General features: G+C 47.2%; 18 protein-coding genes. 9 read left to right on the top strand and 9 right to left on the bottom strand.

Annotation, left to right across the window (positions count from 1 at the left end):
• The first annotated feature begins 47 nt into the window (after positions 1 to 47).
• Positions 48 to 392, top strand: a complete 345-nt coding sequence (locus J0X00_RS20605) for a YajD family HNH nuclease (RefSeq protein ID WP_136484529.1) — start codon at positions 48 to 50, stop codon at positions 390 to 392.
• Between the two features lie 29 nt (positions 393 to 421).
• Here the strand turns inward: J0X00_RS20605 and J0X00_RS20600 are convergent, their stop codons facing one another.
• Complete coding sequence (locus J0X00_RS20600) at positions 422 to 1,213, bottom strand: CLCA_X family protein (protein WP_282477641.1); 792 nt, start codon at positions 1,211 to 1,213, stop codon at positions 422 to 424.
• A 248-nt stretch (positions 1,214 to 1,461) separates the two neighbouring features.
• Between J0X00_RS20600 and J0X00_RS20595 the strand changes: the two genes are divergently transcribed.
• On the top strand, positions 1,462 to 1,842 hold the full coding sequence (locus J0X00_RS20595; protein WP_218562991.1) for a hypothetical protein: 381 nt from the start codon (positions 1,462 to 1,464) through the stop codon (positions 1,840 to 1,842).
• A 532-nt stretch (positions 1,843 to 2,374) separates the two neighbouring features.
• Here the strand turns inward: J0X00_RS20595 and J0X00_RS20590 are convergent.
• Positions 2,375 to 3,025, bottom strand: a complete 651-nt coding sequence (locus J0X00_RS20590; protein WP_282477640.1) for a TetR/AcrR family transcriptional regulator — start codon at positions 3,023 to 3,025, stop codon at positions 2,375 to 2,377.
• 95 nt (positions 3,026 to 3,120) lie between these two features.
• Here J0X00_RS20590 and J0X00_RS20585 point away from each other — a divergent pair, with 95 nt between their 5' ends.
• The 3 genes from J0X00_RS20585 to J0X00_RS20575 all read left to right on the top strand — a co-directional run bounded on the left by J0X00_RS20585 (position 3,121) and on the right by J0X00_RS20575 (position 6,330).
• A complete protein-coding gene (locus tag J0X00_RS20585; protein ID WP_282477639.1) occupies positions 3,121 to 4,194 on the top strand; it encodes an aldo/keto reductase in 1,074 nt (357 codons plus the stop codon).
• A 90-nt stretch (positions 4,195 to 4,284) separates the two neighbouring features.
• Positions 4,285 to 5,352: a metallophosphoesterase gene (locus J0X00_RS20580; RefSeq protein WP_282477638.1), complete on the top strand. Its 1,068-nt coding sequence runs from the start codon at positions 4,285 to 4,287 to the stop codon at positions 5,350 to 5,352.
• A 129-nt stretch (positions 5,353 to 5,481) separates the two neighbouring features.
• On the top strand, positions 5,482 to 6,330 hold the full coding sequence (locus J0X00_RS20575) for a DUF6279 family lipoprotein (RefSeq protein ID WP_282477637.1): 849 nt from the start codon (positions 5,482 to 5,484) through the stop codon (positions 6,328 to 6,330).
• Between the two features lie 389 nt (positions 6,331 to 6,719).
• Here the strand turns inward: J0X00_RS20575 and J0X00_RS20570 are convergent, their stop codons facing one another.
• Positions 6,720 to 7,904, bottom strand: coding sequence for an alkene reductase (locus tag J0X00_RS20570; protein ID WP_282477636.1), 1,185 nt, complete (start codon positions 7,902 to 7,904; stop codon positions 6,720 to 6,722).
• A gap of 168 nt (positions 7,905 to 8,072) precedes the next feature.
• Between J0X00_RS20570 and J0X00_RS20565 the strand changes: the two genes are divergently transcribed.
• Positions 8,073 to 8,969, top strand: coding sequence for a LysR family transcriptional regulator (locus J0X00_RS20565; protein WP_282477635.1), 897 nt, complete (start codon positions 8,073 to 8,075; stop codon positions 8,967 to 8,969).
• 1,022 nt (positions 8,970 to 9,991) lie between these two features.
• Here the strand turns inward: J0X00_RS20565 and J0X00_RS20560 are convergent.
• Positions 9,992 to 10,762 carry an AraC family transcriptional regulator gene (locus J0X00_RS20560; RefSeq protein WP_282477634.1) on the bottom strand — a complete coding sequence of 257 codons (771 nt, stop codon included), beginning with the start codon at positions 10,760 to 10,762 and terminating at the stop codon, positions 9,992 to 9,994.
• Positions 10,763 to 10,868: 106 nt separating this feature from the next.
• On the opposite strand from J0X00_RS20560, the gene J0X00_RS20555 reads away from it, so the two are divergent.
• The 3 genes from J0X00_RS20555 (at position 10,869) to J0X00_RS20545 (ending at position 12,871) form a co-directional block, all read left to right on the top strand.
• On the top strand, positions 10,869 to 11,579 hold the full coding sequence (locus J0X00_RS20555; RefSeq protein WP_282478332.1) for a type 1 glutamine amidotransferase: 711 nt from the start codon (positions 10,869 to 10,871) through the stop codon (positions 11,577 to 11,579).
• Between the two features lie 78 nt (positions 11,580 to 11,657).
• A complete protein-coding gene (locus J0X00_RS20550) occupies positions 11,658 to 12,293 on the top strand; it encodes a LysE family translocator (protein ID WP_282477633.1) in 636 nt (211 codons plus the stop codon).
• 362 nt (positions 12,294 to 12,655) lie between these two features.
• Entirely contained in the window at positions 12,656 to 12,871 is a 216-nt protein-coding gene (locus J0X00_RS20545; protein WP_218562998.1) for a TIGR02450 family Trp-rich protein, read from the top strand.
• A gap of 69 nt (positions 12,872 to 12,940) precedes the next feature.
• On the opposite strand, the gene J0X00_RS20540 is transcribed toward J0X00_RS20545, so the two are convergent.
• The 5 genes from J0X00_RS20540 to J0X00_RS20520 all read right to left on the bottom strand — a co-directional run bounded on the left by J0X00_RS20540 (position 12,941) and on the right by J0X00_RS20520 (position 17,755).
• Entirely contained in the window at positions 12,941 to 13,561 is a 621-nt protein-coding gene (locus tag J0X00_RS20540) for a CDP-alcohol phosphatidyltransferase family protein (protein WP_282477632.1), read from the bottom strand.
• A complete protein-coding gene (locus J0X00_RS20535; RefSeq protein WP_282477631.1) occupies positions 13,554 to 14,201 on the bottom strand; it encodes an ATP-binding cassette domain-containing protein in 648 nt (215 codons plus the stop codon). The genes J0X00_RS20540 and J0X00_RS20535 overlap by 8 nt, the downstream gene beginning before the upstream one ends.
• Entirely contained in the window at positions 14,198 to 15,883 is a 1,686-nt protein-coding gene (locus J0X00_RS20530) for a thiamine ABC transporter permease (protein ID WP_282477630.1), read from the bottom strand. The genes J0X00_RS20535 and J0X00_RS20530 overlap by 4 nt, the downstream gene beginning before the upstream one ends.
• An 18-nt stretch (positions 15,884 to 15,901) precedes the next feature.
• Complete coding sequence (locus tag J0X00_RS20525) at positions 15,902 to 17,047, bottom strand: ABC transporter substrate-binding protein (RefSeq protein WP_282477629.1); 1,146 nt, start codon at positions 17,045 to 17,047, stop codon at positions 15,902 to 15,904.
• Between the two features lie 264 nt (positions 17,048 to 17,311).
• On the bottom strand, positions 17,312 to 17,755 hold the full coding sequence (locus J0X00_RS20520; protein WP_136484565.1) for an META domain-containing protein: 444 nt from the start codon (positions 17,753 to 17,755) through the stop codon (positions 17,312 to 17,314).
• Positions 17,756 to 17,911 lie beyond the last annotated feature (156 nt).

Genomic DNA, 17,911 nt, shown 5'->3' with positions numbered 1-17,911 from the left:
CGGCTCGTGCTAAAATCTAGCTTATTACCACTGTTAAGGATTACGACATGGCCTCAGATTATTACGGCACCAGTGCCGGTTACGCGCGCAAAGAAGCCGGCTACCGGGAAAAAGCACTCAAACTGTATCCTTGGGTATGCGGTCGTTGTGCACGCGAATTTGTCTACTCTAATCTGCGTGAATTAACCGTTCACCACAAAGATCACGACCACACCAACAACCCGGAAGACGGCAGTAACTGGGAATTGCTGTGCCTTTATTGCCACGACCACGAGCACAGCAAATATCTGGATCATGAGCGTTACGGCAGCGAAATCAAACCCGGTGATGATGAGCATCAGGGCGCCACGTACAATCCGTTTGCGGATTTAGCCAAGATGATGAAGAAGTAGGGATTAGGGCGCAGCGGATAAGATTGCTGTCAGCGGCTTAATGCTGCACCGAGCGGGTGGAAGTAGGCCTGCAGCGCAGTGTGAATAACATCTCTGTGCCCAATATCCGGATAAACCGCGATGCTGTCAGGTTTCGTGGTGCCTGAGACTAAATACGGGTTTTCAATTCCGGAACATGACTCTACCACCGCCTCAAAAGCGCGCGCCATCATCTCAGTTGGCTGAGAAAAGTAATTTGACCCCATCGCTTTATCCGCTTTGACGCTGCGCAGGACATAATCGTGCATGTCCTGGCCGTTATTAATCAGAAGTGTTGCATCGAAAATACGGAGTAAACGCTGATTCAGCGGATGCGGATAATGGTCGAGATTTTTTAACCAGCAATCACTGGCGAACAGGATACTTCTTTGCGGCCCGGAGCGGTCGCCGATGGCAAACGCCTTCTCTGCAATATAGTGATCAAACGCGTGCCAGAACTCATGTGCCAGCGCACCGGCACCGGCATTTTTCGCCAATGCCAGTTCACGTTGATTGGGAGCATAATGGGCCTGAACACCTTGGCGGCCACCAGTGCCGAATGCCAGATTCAGATTACCGCGCAGGCCAATTGCCTCCGGCGGCAGAGCCAGGATATAGGCCAGATCGGCCAGTGAATCAAAAATCAGATTAGCGGCGAGGTCCTTTTCTTCCGCGTTCACCCATTTACCGACACGAATACTGCCGATGCCAAACGTCTCTTTGATATCAAGAAATGACATCTGCTCGCCGTGGCGATAGTCGGGGCCTTTACGCGTCTTGTATTTAAAGCTGGTTAACTGCAAGCGATTCCTCGGAGATGGTATGCCACGGGCCGTCATTCGACACGGCCTTAACTTCGCAGGCCAATTGTACATGAATCCGTGACTCAGGGAGAGGGCGACTTCAGCTATCTGCGTTGAAAATGCGTTGAGCTAATAAGGCAGCACAGAGCCAGTAAGTTAGAGTAAAGCCAGTAAGTTAGAGTAAAGATAGCAATTTAGCATAAAAAGCGCATAATCTGCTTTTACGACACTGACAAAAGACATTCCCTATGGCTGACTTTCAATATTACTTTGAGCAACTTCCTTGTTTTAACTGTAAAAAGACCACGGTAAGCACCGATCTTGGCTGGTTAACGGCTGCCATGAAAGCAGATGTACAGGCGCAAGTGGCTGAGATTACCGCGCAAGATGGCCTTGACGCCGATATCGCGGTCAACGTGACCTGCACCAAAGACGAAGCGCGCGATTATTTGCTGCTGAACTTCTACGGTTACTCTGACGAAGAACTGGCGGATCAGGTGGAAGCTGACGACGAAAAAGAAGTCGCAGATGAAATCGCAGAGCTACTGGAAGCAGGCAGCAGCACCATCGTGTTTGAACACGAAATCGCACTGCAAAGCTGCACCGCGTGCGATGTTGATGCTGAGTAACAGCAATCGTCAACACCACCGCTAAACCGGTATGAATATGGAAGGCGTGAGCGGAATAAATCTGCTCACGCTTTTTTTGTTTTGTGCTGCTGGTTTTGCCCCAAACATCAAGTTAACTCGTTTTCTGTGACGTAATCAAACGCAGACTTTTTCGCCTACAAATTTTCATCCATTTCACTCAAATGTTGCCATTCTTTGCAATGCCTAAAAGCAGGACAGGCATACAGTCATATTGAAATTATGACGATTTTTATCCCAAATTCGTGCGCGTTTTTCAAGATGGTGAATTTAGAATAATTCTGATAAGTTAAGTCTATACAGATACTTAACTGTGTGTATTTTTACTGGCCCAATGATGTGAATGCGCATGCGCAATAATAAAATGTTAGGCTACAACCAGTCGCTATAAAATGGAGATGGAAAATCTGAACACCGTAGAAATTAAGTCATTCTCTGATGAACTATCATCTCTATCTCTCTCGACGTCCCGATCTGGCTAACTCTGGCGACCAACTTGTATTACCTTTGACTTTCATTCTCTTTTAGAAAGAGCGGGTAACAATACGCCATCGATAATTGTTGTCAGAAATGGCAAATCAAATGGTTTTCGTTGAATCAGTGCACGATAAGCAGCCATTGATGGAATAACACGAGACACGGCGTTAATGTCCGCGTTGGCTGCGATTTCACCGCGATCACGTGCTCGAACCATTAATATGCGATTTATGGTAGCCCAAGGCTTGACGATTGCCTCATCGCCTGCTTCTGCCAATTGTGGGTTTTCGAGCAACACCGAGGCCAGTCCAGCCATGATTCTCATTTTTCTTTTCCCAACTTCAGCCGTCTCAGGCTTAAACAAAGCCAGTAAGTCCCCTCTGAGTGTACCAGTGTCAGGCAGGCTTTCTAAGTCGATCTCGCTGTGCTTCAAATGGGCAATTGCATCAACAACAAGTTCCGCCTTTGAATTCCAACGCCGGTAAACGGTTGCCTTTCCTGCCTTCGCTCGCGAAGCGACCATATCCATAGTCATACCGTTGTAACCAGATTCCGCCAGAACCTCTATCGCGGAATCTAAAATCACGACATCACGCTTAGGATCTCGCTTGCGCCCTCTGGTCGATGGCTGGGATTCAGTCTTATCTTCATTTTTAGTTTGCATATTGTTTGGGTTTTTATTTATCACTCTGTTCACTCTTTACACTACCCATGTAATCTATTATACAATTACGGAACTTTACAGTCTCGTAATTGTGTGTAATTATTATTCTAACATTGAATATGAGAGATATTTTAATGCGATACAACAAACTAGGTAACACGGGATTATTCGTTTCAGAGTTCTGCTTGGGAACAATGACTTTTGGTAAGCCTGCTCCAAAGTATGCTGCTGCGGGTGGTGTAGAGCAAAAAGAGGTTGATTTGATTGCAAGCCGTGCATTCGATGCGGGTGTTAATTTTATTGATACCGCTAATGTCTATTCAGGCGGGCAATGTGAAGCCATCGTAGGTCAAACATTAAAAAATAACGGAATAGCGCGACAAGATGTGATCATTGCAACCAAGGCTGTACATGCAATGGGACAAGGACCAAATGATGGCGGTGCGTCACGTCATCATTTAATGCATCAGGCCAAAGCAAGTCTTAAACGTCTTGGCACGGATTACATAGACCTTTTTCAATTACATGGCTGGGATCCCGTAACGCCTTTAGAAGAAACGCTACGTGCGCTTGAAGACCTTGTTAGTCAAGGACATGTTCGCTATATCGGTGTCTCAAACTGGGCAGCTTGGCAGGTGAGTAAGGCGCTGGGTATCTCCGATAAACAGAATTCAGCTCGCTTTCAAACTTATCAAGGTTACTATTCACTCATCGGGCGTGATGCTGAGCGAGAAGTGATACCGATGCTCGAATCCGAAGGGCTTAGCCTTATTGCATTTAGCCCACTCGCAGGAGGGTATCTGACGGGGAAGTATCGCGATGGTAATGGGTCGGGGAGACGAGCAACGATTCAGTTTCCACCGGTGGACGAGACACGCGGCGCGCAGTTGCTATCAGCGATGGATACTATTGCCGCCCAGAAAGGAGTATCAATGGAGGTAATAGCATTAGCTTGGTTAAGCCATCAGTCCGTGGTTTCAAGTACAGTTCTTGGCATAAGAAATTTAAACCAGCTTGAAGCCAATCTTGCTGCTCTTGACCTCAAGCTTTCTGACGAAGAATTCAAACTGCTTGCTGAAGCCAGTGTACTACCTTCTGAATACCCCGGCTGGATGATTGCCAACGATAGCGATAATCGACTCAAACTCTTAAAAACAGGCATTGCAGAGCAAACAAAATTGCCACGTCAATAACTAACGCTGCTCTGCCATAGGTGTAAGCAAATGTTCCATATAATGTTTAGCATACCTTGCTGGTATGTAATTGTTCGATTCATATATCCGATGCCATGGATTCTATCCACTAAAATTGCGGTTGCGATACTGCTTTTGTTAGCTTCTCAATACCATTTGTTCAGCCGTTTTTCTTCCGGTAGCGTTTTTTCACCGGAATTCCCCCGTATCGTGGTCATGCTTTTCAACTGGGGGTTTGGTGCTATTCTGCTGCTTGCGATTTTCCAGTTGATCACTGACCTTGGCATTTTAGTGATGATGCTATTTAAGCACCAACAGCTTGCTATCCCATCTGGACTTCGTCTTGGTATCGGAGCCGTGGCGCTATTTTTGGCAGGGCTGGGGGTTATTCAGGCCGCTCGCGTCCCACCACTTAAGGATGTTGAGTTTGCAATCAATGATCTGCCGCCACAATTTGACGGCTACCAAATACTTCATCTGACTGATTTGCACATCAGCCGTCTGTTTGACAAGCAATGGACAAAAAAAGTAGTGAGTCAGTCCAACGAATTAGGCGTTGACCTTGTTGTGATCACTGGAGATTTAATCGACGGCTCAGTCACCGAGCGCTCGGAGGATATCAAAGCTCTAAGCGACCTGTGGGCACCGGATGGCGTTTATGTCACACCGGGCAATCACGAATACTTTTTCGATAATGAAGCCTGGATGCAACACTATATCTCGCTCGGTATGCGCCCGCTTGCGAACAGCCATACCACTCTAGAGCGTAATGGCTCGCAAATCGTATTAGCAGGCGTGACCGACTTAACCGCTCCGGAAACTGGATTTCCGCCCCCAGACCTTAAAAAAGCTTTGGCAGGTGTGCCACAATACGTTCCTATCATTTTGTTAGACCATCAACCCAAGAACGCTCGTGATGCAGCCAACCAAGGGGTGGATCTACAACTCTCTGGACATACTCATGGTGGGATGATCTTGGGACTTGACCAGCTTGTAGCGTTGGTAAACGGTGGTTTTGTGTCAGGGCGCTATCAGATAGCCGACATGCAATTATATGTGAGCAACGGTACTGCACTTTGGCCTGGGTTTGCATTGAGACTTGGACGACCTGCTGAGTTGACACGCATAACGTTACGACGCGCGGTGAAATCTAATTAATATTGCAAGGTAATCGGCGAATCCATCTTTATAAGTGCCATCAAATAGCTTTGGTATGACTTTAGATAAAGTGGTTTTTTTCATAGAAAAAGTGGCCCTCCTTCCCTGACGACAAGAATCGAGTAGTAAATGACAAAAGTAAAGACTCTCTTTTTACTTATAGCAGCTTTTATGGTTTGCTCTTGCTCAACAACCACATTCGTTTATAACAATGTAGACTGGTTCATTGAATTCTATCTTGATGACTATGTGGAGCTTGACAGTAAACAAGAAGAAATTTTAGTCAAAAGCGTCAATAAATTGCGCTCATGGCACCGGACTACAGAGTTAAGTAAATATAAAACTGACCTTACATTATTTACTGAACAGCTTAAAGAGCAGCACCTTAATAGAGACCAGTGGCTTGATATTTTTTCAAAGAGCAAACGACATATATATAACTTTCGTGATGAGGTAGCTCCAGAAGCAATTAAATTGATTCAGCAACTTTCAGATGACCAAATTAATCAGGTGCTGGTTTTGTGGTCAGAGAATGATCATGAAGAGTTCGAAGAATTTACACAGTTGGGAGCAGAGGAGGAAATTGAAGTCAGACAAGAAAAGATAAAGGAAGCGCTCGAAAGAAATATTGGTGACCTATCATCGCAACAGGAAAGCATAGTTTATCGCTATTCATTGAGGATTGAGTCTACCTTTGTTGAGGAAAATGCTTACAGTAAAAAGCTTAGAACGGCGTTGGAGCAGTTGCTTGATAATAGAAACACTGATGAATTTTCTAATAAGTTTACTTTTCTGATCAAGAACCTTGATTCATTTAAATCTGAATCACTCCTAAATGCTAAGCAAACAAATGAATATGTTTATGCAGAGTTACTCTCTGAGTTAAATGCAAGTCTCAGCAAAAAACAGAGAGATAACTTATTGAAGAAACTTAAATCTCACATTGAGACCTTAGATTCATTGATTAATTCATTTTGAAGGTCGCTTGGATGACGTCTTAGATATTTAGCCAAAATTAGCTGACACAGAATTCTGAACGCCCTCGTACTCACAATTGGCCGCTGAAATCAGTGAACAAGAAGAAAACGTTGCAGCGACCATCCGAATTTTCAACTCAAACGTTGCGCTCTTTAATACATCAATAGAAACCTTCCCAGCGAGTATTATCAACAGTCATTTTACTAAGAAAAAAGTGGTGAAATCGTACGAAAACAGCAATATCGACGTGGGTTTTACACCGAGTCTGAACCAAAACTAGGACAGCCACATTTGTGAGACTGTCCTGATTTCAGTGTTTATTCGTTTGACTCAAACCTGTACTCAATACGGCTTCTGATATCGCAGTATTCATCATGCAGCGTTTCGGTTTAACCGCCACACTCACTTTCGTTGGTATGGCGCGAAGCATAGTTATCCGAAGCATAGTTATCCGATGTGTAAGTTGGGTAGTCGATGTAACCTACGTCAGTACCACCGTACATGCTGGTAGGATAAACAGGGTTGAGTGGCCAATCGTTACGAATACGTTCTGGTAGATCCGGGTTGGCGATAAACGGACGACCAAACGCGAACAAATCACCATACTCTTTGTCCAAGATGCGCTGCGCTTTTTCTACGGTATAACGGCCTGCATAAATGATGCGGCCGCTGAACGTGGCGCGAGCAGCCTGATAGAACGCATCAGGCAGATCGGGGGCGTTATCCCAATCCGCTTCAGCAATAGAGAGATAGGCAATGCCCGCGTTTTCTAGCACTTTAATCGCTTCTACATAGGTTTCCAGCGGATTGCTTTCCACCAAACCAAGGTAAACACGATCTTCATCGGTGCTTTCAAACAGAGGGGCAAAACGCACGCCCAGTTTTTCCGGGCCGACCACGGCAGAAACGGCTTCAACCACTTCCTTCAAAAAGCGCAGACGATTTTCTAAGCTGCCACCGTATTGGTCGTTGCGCTGGTTGCTGTGCTCAGAAATAAATTGGTTCACCAAGTAGCCATTCGCACAGTGTAATTCCACTCCATCGAAGCCTGCTTCCAGAGCGTTGCGTGCCGCTTGTGCATACAGTTCGACAATTTCTTGTACTTCGTCGGTTTCCAGTGCGCGAGGCATACTCGGGTCGGTCAAAATACCTTCGCCAGGACCTGTTTCAATAAACACTTTGACCGAATCGGTCGCGATGGCAGACGGTGCCACAGGCGCGTCGTTATTAGGTTGAAGGTTGTTATGCGATACTCGCCCGACATGCCATAGTTGACAGAAAATCACGCCATCATTGTCATGCACCGCTTGAGTGACCGATTTCCAGCCTTCAATCTGCTGTTGAGAGTGAATGCCCGGAGTCCAGGCGTAGCCTTGGCCGCGAGGCTCAATTTGCGTGCCTTCTGTCACCATAAAGCCCGCACCAGAACGTTGCTGGTAATATTCTGTCATCAGCGCATTGGGAATGTTGCCCGGCTGTGAGCTGCGAGAGCGGGTGAGGGGCGGAAGTACGATACGGTTTTTTAATGTGTTTTGACCAAGCGTAATGGCATCGAATAGTGTTTTTTCACTCATAAGATTTAAGAATGTCCTGCTTAGCATGATTTACCGCTGTCCTTGGTTAAATCACCTAGATAAAAAGAATGGCCTTGCTACCTTGCGAGGTGGGCAGATTAGGTGAGGTTGGGTACAATGTGAAACAAGACTTTTTGGTAATTGCTACAATTATAAATGGTAGATAACATGAGCGGGATACAACGACTCGATATTAAACAGCTGCGTGTGTTAGATGCCTTGCTGGTAGAAAGAAACCTCTCCCGGGTGGCTGAACAAATGGGTTTAACTCAACAGGCTATTAGCGAGCAACTGCGCAAATTGCGTGATTTGTTTGCTGATCCTTTATTGCTGCGCCAAGGCAATACTATGGTGCCGACCCCTTTAGCACTAGAGCTTGGTAAGCGCATTCGTTCTATTTTAGATAATGTGGAAGGGTTGTTAACGCTGCATGAGTTCTCGCCCGGCAGCTATCAAGGTGTGCTGACCATCAGTGCGACCGATTACGCCATTGACGCACTTTTGCCGCTGTTTTTGAAAGAGGTACGCCAAGAAGCCCCGCTGCTAAAAATCATTGTGACCGATTTTGAATCCGATGATGTTGGGCCATTGCTCACCTCTGGAGAGTTGGATCTTGCATTAACGTTTCCGCCGTTTATTCCCGATTACATTCAGTCCGAACGGTTATTTGACGAGCGACACATCTGTATCGCCAGTATCGATTCCCCTCTGCATCACCAAACCTTGGCGCTGGCGGACATTGCTGCTTTACCACAATTGGTGATTTCGCCATCGAAAGCGAACTTAAAAGGCTCGCACGACGATTGGTTCGCGCAGCAAGGGTTACAACGCAATATCGTGATGTCGATCCCTAGCTTCAAAGCCGCCCCCGATGTGCTTTACACCACAGATATGATTGCCTTCTATCCCTCGCGCTTATTACCTCATCCCAAGGTCAAACCGCTCAATATCGCCATCAAGCCACCGAAGTTTGATGTGATCGTGGCTTGGCACGAAAGAACCGCACAAAGCCGAATCCATCAGTGGCTAAGAGAGAAACTCAAAGAGTTGTGCGGGGAGGTGTAGCGCAGTAATGAGTAATGAAGTGCACAATGTACGTTGCAGTATGGCGGATCCTATTGGGTTCAAGGTAAGGGCGGTGGTTAATGTGCCTCAATGACACGGATTTGTTGTTAAGTGGTTGTTTTGTGTTGTGGGGATGGTACGAGAATGGGGGGAAGGTTAGAGCATAGTGTGGCTTATCCCGTTTGGTCTGGCCCTGCGCCGAAAACCTAAAAACCGGACTGATAGATTACCTTCGTGTCGTGATTTCTGGGAAAACGCTAAAACGGTTTTGCTCCAAAACAATTCAGAGCAAAAAGTTGTTGCCCACTTCACATCTATACTTTTCCCTATCAGAAGTTATCCGAAGAAGTTTGGAAATCAACCTTTCAGAAATTATAAGGCATTCTGCAATCTAATATCCGTTAACTTTCATTAACCTATTGATTACAAGTTGAAGTGATATAAAAAAGGCTGCACTATAAGAGGATGAAATATGGCTTTTAGCTGGCTAATAAGCGTTATATTTATGATACTCACTCAGTCACCACTGTAGGTACTGCAATCTCGTACATAATGCAAGAGGCCCTCGCTTTCATTAATGCGTTTCTACGGTTTTCGAATGTTTGAGAGCCATCCGCAGCAATTTCAATTTGCTCTGTTACTTTGTTCACAATTTCGTTACGGGTAGAGGCTACAGCTGATCCGCTCAATCCTGATTCTTTAAGATTTTGGCTAGCAAAGTTTATTGTACATCAATATCGTATTAAATAAGTCTAGGTGTTTATTGTTGAAGTGCAACTTAGAGCTTATAAATATAACAAGCGTCTAAGTGAACACCATACTTTTCCTAATCTGGCAGAAACGTTTTTGAGCAATAGGCCTAAGTCATTTATATCCATAGGTGTGGTGAAGGGGCGTGCAACACAGAAATGCCCCAAAGTGAATTTCGTCTCAGATAGTGCATGAAAGATGGTTCTTGATTTTGCTATATTAAAATAATCCCAAAAGTAGTGTAATCCGTGTATTAGAGAGTCTGAACTCGTTTATAGGTTTGCAGTGCGGTATTTTCTTGGTGTCTGATTGAACAGCTTTTTAAAAGCCTGTACATAGGATGAATCAGATGCGTACCCCAACTCCATAGCAATTTCCTGTATGCTCATTTTCGAGCTTAATAATGGCAGAGATAAAACCAGCCTTATATTTTGTCGCCACAGAGCAAATGATTGAGAGAACTCTTTCGCACATAATCTGGATAATGTGCGCTCAGATGCTCCGACTTTTTTTGCCCATTCTTTTAACGTAAACGGTAAGTCAGGTTGCTGTTTAAGCTGTAGAAAAATAGATAAAAGGCGTTTGTCCGTAGGGATGAGAAGTGGTATTTCATAACTTTTTGCTGCCTCGATTTGATCTCGTAAGACCGTTAACAAATGTGCCAAGTTGTATTCCGGCTGTGAGAGCGTATCACTTTCAAATAAAAGCAATATCAACTCTTTGAGGAAGGAGCTTACCTGACAGGATTTCGGCTCACTTCCATACTGCACATGTTTGTTAGGGTTGAGGTAAATCGCTAAAAATTCTGTGTCTGTAATTGCAACAGATTTATGAATGGTATTGGCGGGGATAAAGAGCATACCATTGTGAGGGACTATTCCACTTTTATCACTAATGTCTGATTGTAACAAACCTTGGCGTGGGAAGACGATTTGGTGCCATGGATGTGAATGGAAATCATCAATATAACCAGAGGCCATGATAGTCGTTTTCGTTATAAATTGTTTATCTGGAAAATCTCTGATTAAATCGTTAGCTTGCATAAATGGCGACTTATCTACATTAATTGTCAGTCATTATAAATTACGCCAGTTTTTTTTGATATAACATCATCAGTCAATTGTTATCAAAAAACAAAAGGGCTAAATGATGCACATTCACTTTATCATCCATGAACATTTTGAAGCTCCGGGAGCTTATGAGTCTTGGGCTAAAAATCTCGGCTATACAACGACTTATTCTCGGGTTTATGACGGCGACTCTCTTCCGGAAAAAGTAGATGATATCGATTTTCTGATTGTCATGGGCGGTCCACAAGATCCTGTGACCACTATCGAGCAATGTGCTCATTTCGATGCCAAAGGTGAACAGGCGGTAATTACAAAAGCGATTGATGCAGGAAAAGTCGTACTTGGTATTTGTTTGGGATCTCAACTCATTGGTGAAGCATTAGGTGCCCACTATGCGCATAGCCCTGAACGCGAAATTGGTAAGTTCCCTATCACGCTAACTAAAGACGGCAGTACCCATCCACTGTTTGACCATTTTGGCACCGTTCTAGAAGTGGGTCATTGGCACAACGACATGCCAGGACTGACTCCAGACGCCAAAATCATTGCGTACAGTGAAGGCTGTCCTCGACAAATCGTTGCTTATAGCGATTTGGTGTTTGGTTTTCAGTGTCATATGGAATTGACTAAAGATGTTGTAGCGTTGCTGATAGAAAATGATGATCTCAGCGAGGCAGCAAACTATCGTTTCGTTGATGAGCCTGAAGTACTAATGAATCATGACTATGATGAGATGAACCAAAAGCTACACGAATTTTTGGATAAACTAGCGAAAGCCTATCAAGCATAAAGTTAAGTTTCTGGTTGCTTTTTATTTTATCGCCGGCTCATTGAGCTGGTATTTTATAGATAGTTAGTGAAGAAACACATGGACATTAATTTGCAAACATATATGCCAATATTGGCAATCACTGGAGCGCTTACTCTCGGCGCTATGAGTCCGGGTCCCAGCTTTATCTTTGTTGCCAGACGAGCAATTTCACTTTCAAGACGGCATGGGATTTTTACCGCGTTAGGTATGGGGACAGGTGCTTTAGTTCTATCGGTTGCCGCCTTACTCGGATTACAAACAATTTTTAGCCTAATTCCGGTAAGCTATTTAATATTTAAAATTGCAGGCGGATGCTATCTCTTGTTTTTGGCATTTGGAATTGTGAGATCAGCTCGAATCCCGTTACAGACCATAGATGCTACTCGATGCCAAGATGTTCCCTTATTTCGTTCGTACTTATTAGGTTTAGGAGTCCAACTCAGCAATCCAAAAACAGCCATCGTATTTGCCAGCGTATTTATAACACTGCTTCCGCAAAACATACCTATGTATTTCTTTATTGCGGTTCCAATCTGTACATTTTTGAGTAATGCAGGATGGTATCTTATTGTTGCTTTAGTTTTATCTGCTTCACGCCTTCGTCAAGCATACTTAAAATTTAAAAAATTTATTGATTATTTGTCTGGGTCAGTGATGGGAGGATTAGGATTGAAATTAATCATCAGTCGCTAATGAGCACTTTACTATACTTCAAGTAATGCATGAAGTGCTAATTTAGCAAAGCCGATAACTCACAAGTGTCGAACTCTGTGCTGTAGGAGGTAATGCCACTTTTGTCAGTCTTCAACTCAGACTAAGTTCAGCGTCAGGAAACCCCAAATCCGAAAAGTCAGCGTCTTGCAAGCACTGGTCTGCTGACCGTTCAGTAAGTGATGCGTACCTGGCCGCTCATTCAAGCGCTTGAATGAGCGGCCAGAAATCTTGCTGAAAGGTCGTAAACACAAAGCCGCCAGGTTTAGCAGTATTGAACCTAATCCGTAAAAGTGCGTAGAACCATTCAGTTACCCCAACACCAACCCGATTACGGAGCAAAAATGAACCCAATTAACCCCGCCAAACTGCGCAACAGCAAATGGACCGCTGTGACACCGATGAACCGGGAAAAGCATTTTCTGGTCTCAGATATCGAGTTTAACGAAGAGGGCGTTGTGGTGTCCTGCACTCTCGAAGCGGTGTTGTCGAGAAACGAATATCCGATTGACTGGCGCGAATTGAAAGATGAGCAAAAATGGGCTCAGGGCTGGAAGTAGCGCCCGTTTATCTCTGTGTGCCCACGCGTTGACGTGTGGGCAGCAACCAAGATTAAGTGAATGAAGACGTTATGGTAGCTCGGCCTCCCGCAGGGTGTGATAGCCGGAATAAATACGCGTCGCGGTGGTAAACCAGCACGCAGTACCGAACAGGTAGGCTATCAGGGCAAACTGTTCGGGGAACAGGCAAAACAGCACCAACGCGGCGATGGTCTCTGTGCCTTCAGTCAGGCCGCTCATATAGTACAGTGATTTATGCTGGTAGACCGGGTTCTGAATGCCGCGCTTGCCTGCCATCACCGCAAAAGCGAGAAAGCTGCATCCGGTGCCGATAAAAGAAAAGATCAAAAAAGCGCCGGCAATGGCGTTTTGTTCCGGATTGGCGACGACGAAACCAAACGGGATCAGTGAGTAGAACAGGAAATCGAGACTGATATCGAGAAAGCCGCCGGCGTCGCTCAGGCCCTGAATTCTGGCCAGAGCGCCGTCTAGCCCGTCACACAAACGGTTGAGGGCGATCAACAGCAGTGCCAGCAGGTATTGCTCCAGCACCAGCGCTGGAAAGGCCAGGCAGCCAAGGAGAAAACCAAACAGGGTAACCTGATTGGCAGTGATACTGATTTTGTCGAGTACGACGGCCGATTGGTTTAGCGGCCAGCGAATCAGGGGGATAACATGGCGATCAAGCATGGGAATTCTCCGTCGGCCAGTGAATAATGCGTCCGTCGGGCAGGACGTCTTCCGGGTCGTGTGTGACCATCAGTGTCGGGATGCCTGCGGTCTGTAAGCGCTCAAAAACCCAGTCACGAAACTGGCCGCGCAGTGCTTTGTCCAGTTTATTAAACGGTTCATCAAGCAGGGCCAGTTGCGGCCGGGCAAGGAGCATGCGTATCAGGCTGATTCGCGCTCGCTGTCCGCCGGAAATCTGCTGCGGAAATGACTGCGCCAGAGAGCCCAACTGAACATGGCCAAGCGCCTGCAGTGCCTGCTGTTTACGCTCACTGCCTTTGATATGGTCCGGCAGGGCGAACGCGAGGTTTTCCCACACGTTGAGGTGAGGGAACAGCAAATCGTCCTGGAACAGCATTCCGATATGGCGCTGATGGGGCGGCAGAGTATCAATGGTCACGCCATTCAATTGCATCTTGCCGTGATAGCGGAAATCCGCGCTCAGGTGCCCGGCGATGACATTCAACAGGGTGGATTTACCGCAGCCGCTTGGGCCCATTAGGCTGACGATTTCGCCGGCGGCAATGGTGAGGTTAAAATCTGCGAGCAGTACGGCACCACTCTGATGGCGGATAGTAAGGTGTTCGGTGCGAAACATCATGGTTTTTCACTTGTCGATACGGTCACTGCGGTGGCCATGATGCGCTGGCGATGAGGTTGCGCCCGGCTTATCAACACCGCAAGGGTAAAGAAAATAAACGGCAGCAACGCCTGCCACAGTGCATAAATTGCCATCACCCGGCGGTCAAAACCACTCGACAGGGCGACTGCTTCGGTGGTGATCGTGGTAATGCGACCGCCGCCGAGCATTAAGGTCGGTAGATATTGTGCCAGGCTGACACTGATCCCGACCGCCCAGGCATAGAGTATGGCCGGTAGCAGTAAAGGTACTTTAATGGCCAGAAATTGCTGCCAGGGGCTTTTGCCTAAGCTGAGTGCGACCCGGGTATAGCCAGGGTTAAAGCTGCGCCAGGGGCCGTCCAGTGCCAGATAAACGAGCGGAAAGGCGAACAGCAGATGCGACCAGATGACCCACAGTTGATAATGGTCTGCGGCCAGCCATAAGGCTGAAATCTGGATGCCGAGCAGCAGCGATAACTGCGGCACCAGCATAGGTAGCACGATGATCCACAGCGGCACAGCCGCCCGATGGCGCAGCTTGTATTCATGGGCGAATAACGCGGCAACCAGAGCCAGGCTACCGCTCAGCAGGGCTATCCAGATACTTTGCCACAAGGTCGGCAGCATAGTTGGCCACTCGCTGAGCCAGAAACGGCTGCTGAACTGGCTAGGCAGCAGATCCGGAAAGCGCCAGCGCTGGGCAAAGCTCCAGACCAGCATTAATGGCACGATCAGCGCGGCAATCGTGCTCACCAGCCACAAACTGCTGCGGCCGGGCAGGGGAAAGCGGCTTTTGCCGGACCACTGCCAGCCACGATAACAGTGCAGCAGTGCTTTTTCGATCAGCACTACGGTCAGCAACATCAGTCCGGTCACGACCAGCAGTACGATCGCTCCGGCAGCCGCGCGTGGCAACTGTTGCAGATCCGGGTCGTTAAACCACTGCCAAACCAGTACCGCAAAAGTGGGTGGTGTATTGGGGCCGAGGATCAGGCTGACATCGACAACCGCCACCGCATAGGCAATCACAGCAAACAGAGCGAAACGCAGTGCACGCAACCATTGCGGAAACAAAACTTTAAACCAGGTTTGCGCTGCGGAATAGCCGAGAGAGGCTCCGACCTGAAGTTGGCGCGATACGTTCAGCTGCTGCAACACCGGAATGCTCATCAGCAACAGAAATGGTGTCTCTTTCAGCGCCAAAGCCAGCGTCAGCCCCAGCGCGTGGTTGTCCTGAACCAGCCAGGTACCAGCCTGAGTGGAAACCTGATAATCCAGCAGCGCACTGGCAAGACGCGCTGTGATTCCGGTCGGGGCAAACAGAAAAGCGAACCCGATTGCAAAGGCAACATGAGGCAGAGCCAGCAGGCCGGAAAGCAGGTGCTCAACCCGGTGCCAGTGCCGGCTTTGCCACAGGGTCTGGACGATACTGAAACAAAGCAGCAGGGCCAGGTAGGTACTCAGCAGAGCCGAGGTCACTGACAGCAGAAGAGAACGGCCGACTCCCTGCCATTGCGCCACGCTAATAAACGCTTCCAGATTAAAACGCTGTAACCCGACCGCTGGGATGTAACCGAGCGCAGAAAGCACTGCCCCTGCCAATCCGGGCAGCAGCGGGGCGACACAGGTCAGCAGCAGCAGGCTGTATGCGATGCGCATCATGAAGTCAGTTCGCCCGGTTTACTGGCTGGTTCCGTAACGCTTTTGCCATTCGGCTTCCAGCGCTGTCTGCCAGCTCGGATGCGGCTCGGCGATCGCTTTAAACAGTTGCGTTTGGGCTGCACTGCCACTGAGTGACGAGGCTTTTAGCACCGACGGGTCGCCCCAGGTATTAATGTCACCTTTGAGCGACTGAGCCTGCGGGCTGAGCAGAAAGTTAATCGCCACCTGAGCACCAGCTTTGGCTTTGGCATTCCAAGGAATAGCCAGGAAATGAATATTGGTTAACGCACCCGCTTGCATTGCGTAACTGCGAGTACTTGGTGCCAGTTTGCCGGACACCTGAGCAGAATAGACCGCATTAGGATTGAAGGTAATAGCCAGATCAATCTGTCCGTCATCAAGTAACTGCATCATCTGCGCCGAGCCATTGGGAAACTGCTTGCCCGCGCGCCAGGTCAGGGGATGCAACTGATCAAGATAGTGCCACAATGGTGCGGTCACGGCTTGAAAGCTTTGCTCGTCGACGGGTTGATGCAGAGCAGGATCGCTGTTGGTCAGTTCAATCAAAGCCGCTTTGAGAAAGCTGGTGCCGTGAAACTCCGGCGGGCGCGGGTAGGTAATACGGTTCGGAAATGCTTTGGCATAACTGAGTAATTCTTTAAAAGATTGCGGTGGATTATTGAGGGTTTTAACATCGTGAATAAACACCAGCTGACCCACACCCCACGGAGCTTCCAGTCCTTCGGTGGGTTCAGAGAAGTCGGTCTCTACCGGTAGAGCTTGATTCACATGCTGCCAGTTAGGCAGGGAAGCAGCGAACGGCCCATATAAAAGGCCATTGCTTTTCATTGACTTAAAGTTCTCGCCATTAATCCACACCATGTCCACGCTGCCGTCCTGATCCTTGCCGGCGGCTTTTTCTGCCAGCAGACGAGTGGCGGTTTCTGCGATATCGGTGACTTTAACCTGCTTCAGCTCTACCCCGTATTGCGACTGCAACTGTTCACCGGCCCAGCGGATATAATTATTGATCTCCTGGCTGCCTCCCCAGGCATGAAAATAGACGGTTTGACCACGTGCCTGCTCGGTAATCTCCTGCCAGGATTGGCTCCATCCCGGGAGTGAGAACAGGCAAGCACAGACGAAGGTAAGCAGTTTTTTCATGAGAATCCTTTGCAATACGAGATGAAAATGAGGTTATGGCGTCATCCTGAGCCGAAACGGCGTTACCGCATACAGAGACAGACCGGGCCGCAGGACGTTATCATTCATTATGAATGATAAATCGCAAAAGATCTGATTAGTAAGGAAATAGTTCGCGTCACGCTTCACGATCTCAACATCCTCACCAGCGGATAGCGGCAGGGTTTCGCGCTGGCTATAAAAAAGGCAGCCAACTGGCTGCCTCATAAAACCGGAACCTAAAGGTTACTGTTTCCAGTCACTCAGGGTAAAGGTCAGGGTATGAACATCGTTTTTCAGGATCATACTCTGTTTGGTCAGCGTGATGTCGTTCCACTCTTGTAAAGACTGGGACACGGCCTGTTCGGTATCCATAATGTCGCCGATACACATCTTCATCGTCATGCCCATTTTTTCAATGCGCAGACGGTTGTCTTTCAACTCGGCTTTACCGAAAAAGTTGTTACAGCCGGCGTTGCCGCTTGCCATCATTTTTTCGCCAATTTCGAGACGCGGTACCTGATGACGATCACCCTGTTTGACCGCCTGGCCATCAATTTGGGTTAGTTGCCAGTTATGATGTTGCAAATCTTGTTCGCTGATTTGCGCATCATCACCATTGCTTGCACACGCTGCGAGCAGGGCGGGCAGTGTGATTGCGGCAAGTAATGATTTTGAACTAAGCTTCATAATATTCACTCCAAATGTGGAAAACGCCGACAGTATAGACAATAAAACACTGTTTTTGTCAGTAAAAGGTTATAGTTTAATATGCAACACGATCGAAAAATAGAACGAATGTCTCTATTTTACAGAGTGTTACACGCACATTAGAGGATATTTGCG

The sequence above is a fragment of the Vibrio sp. ABG19 genome (assembly GCF_029962385.1).
Lineage (GTDB): Bacteria > Pseudomonadota > Gammaproteobacteria > Enterobacterales > Vibrionaceae > Vibrio > Vibrio ostreae.
This window is presented reverse-complemented; position numbering and strand designations above follow the sequence as displayed.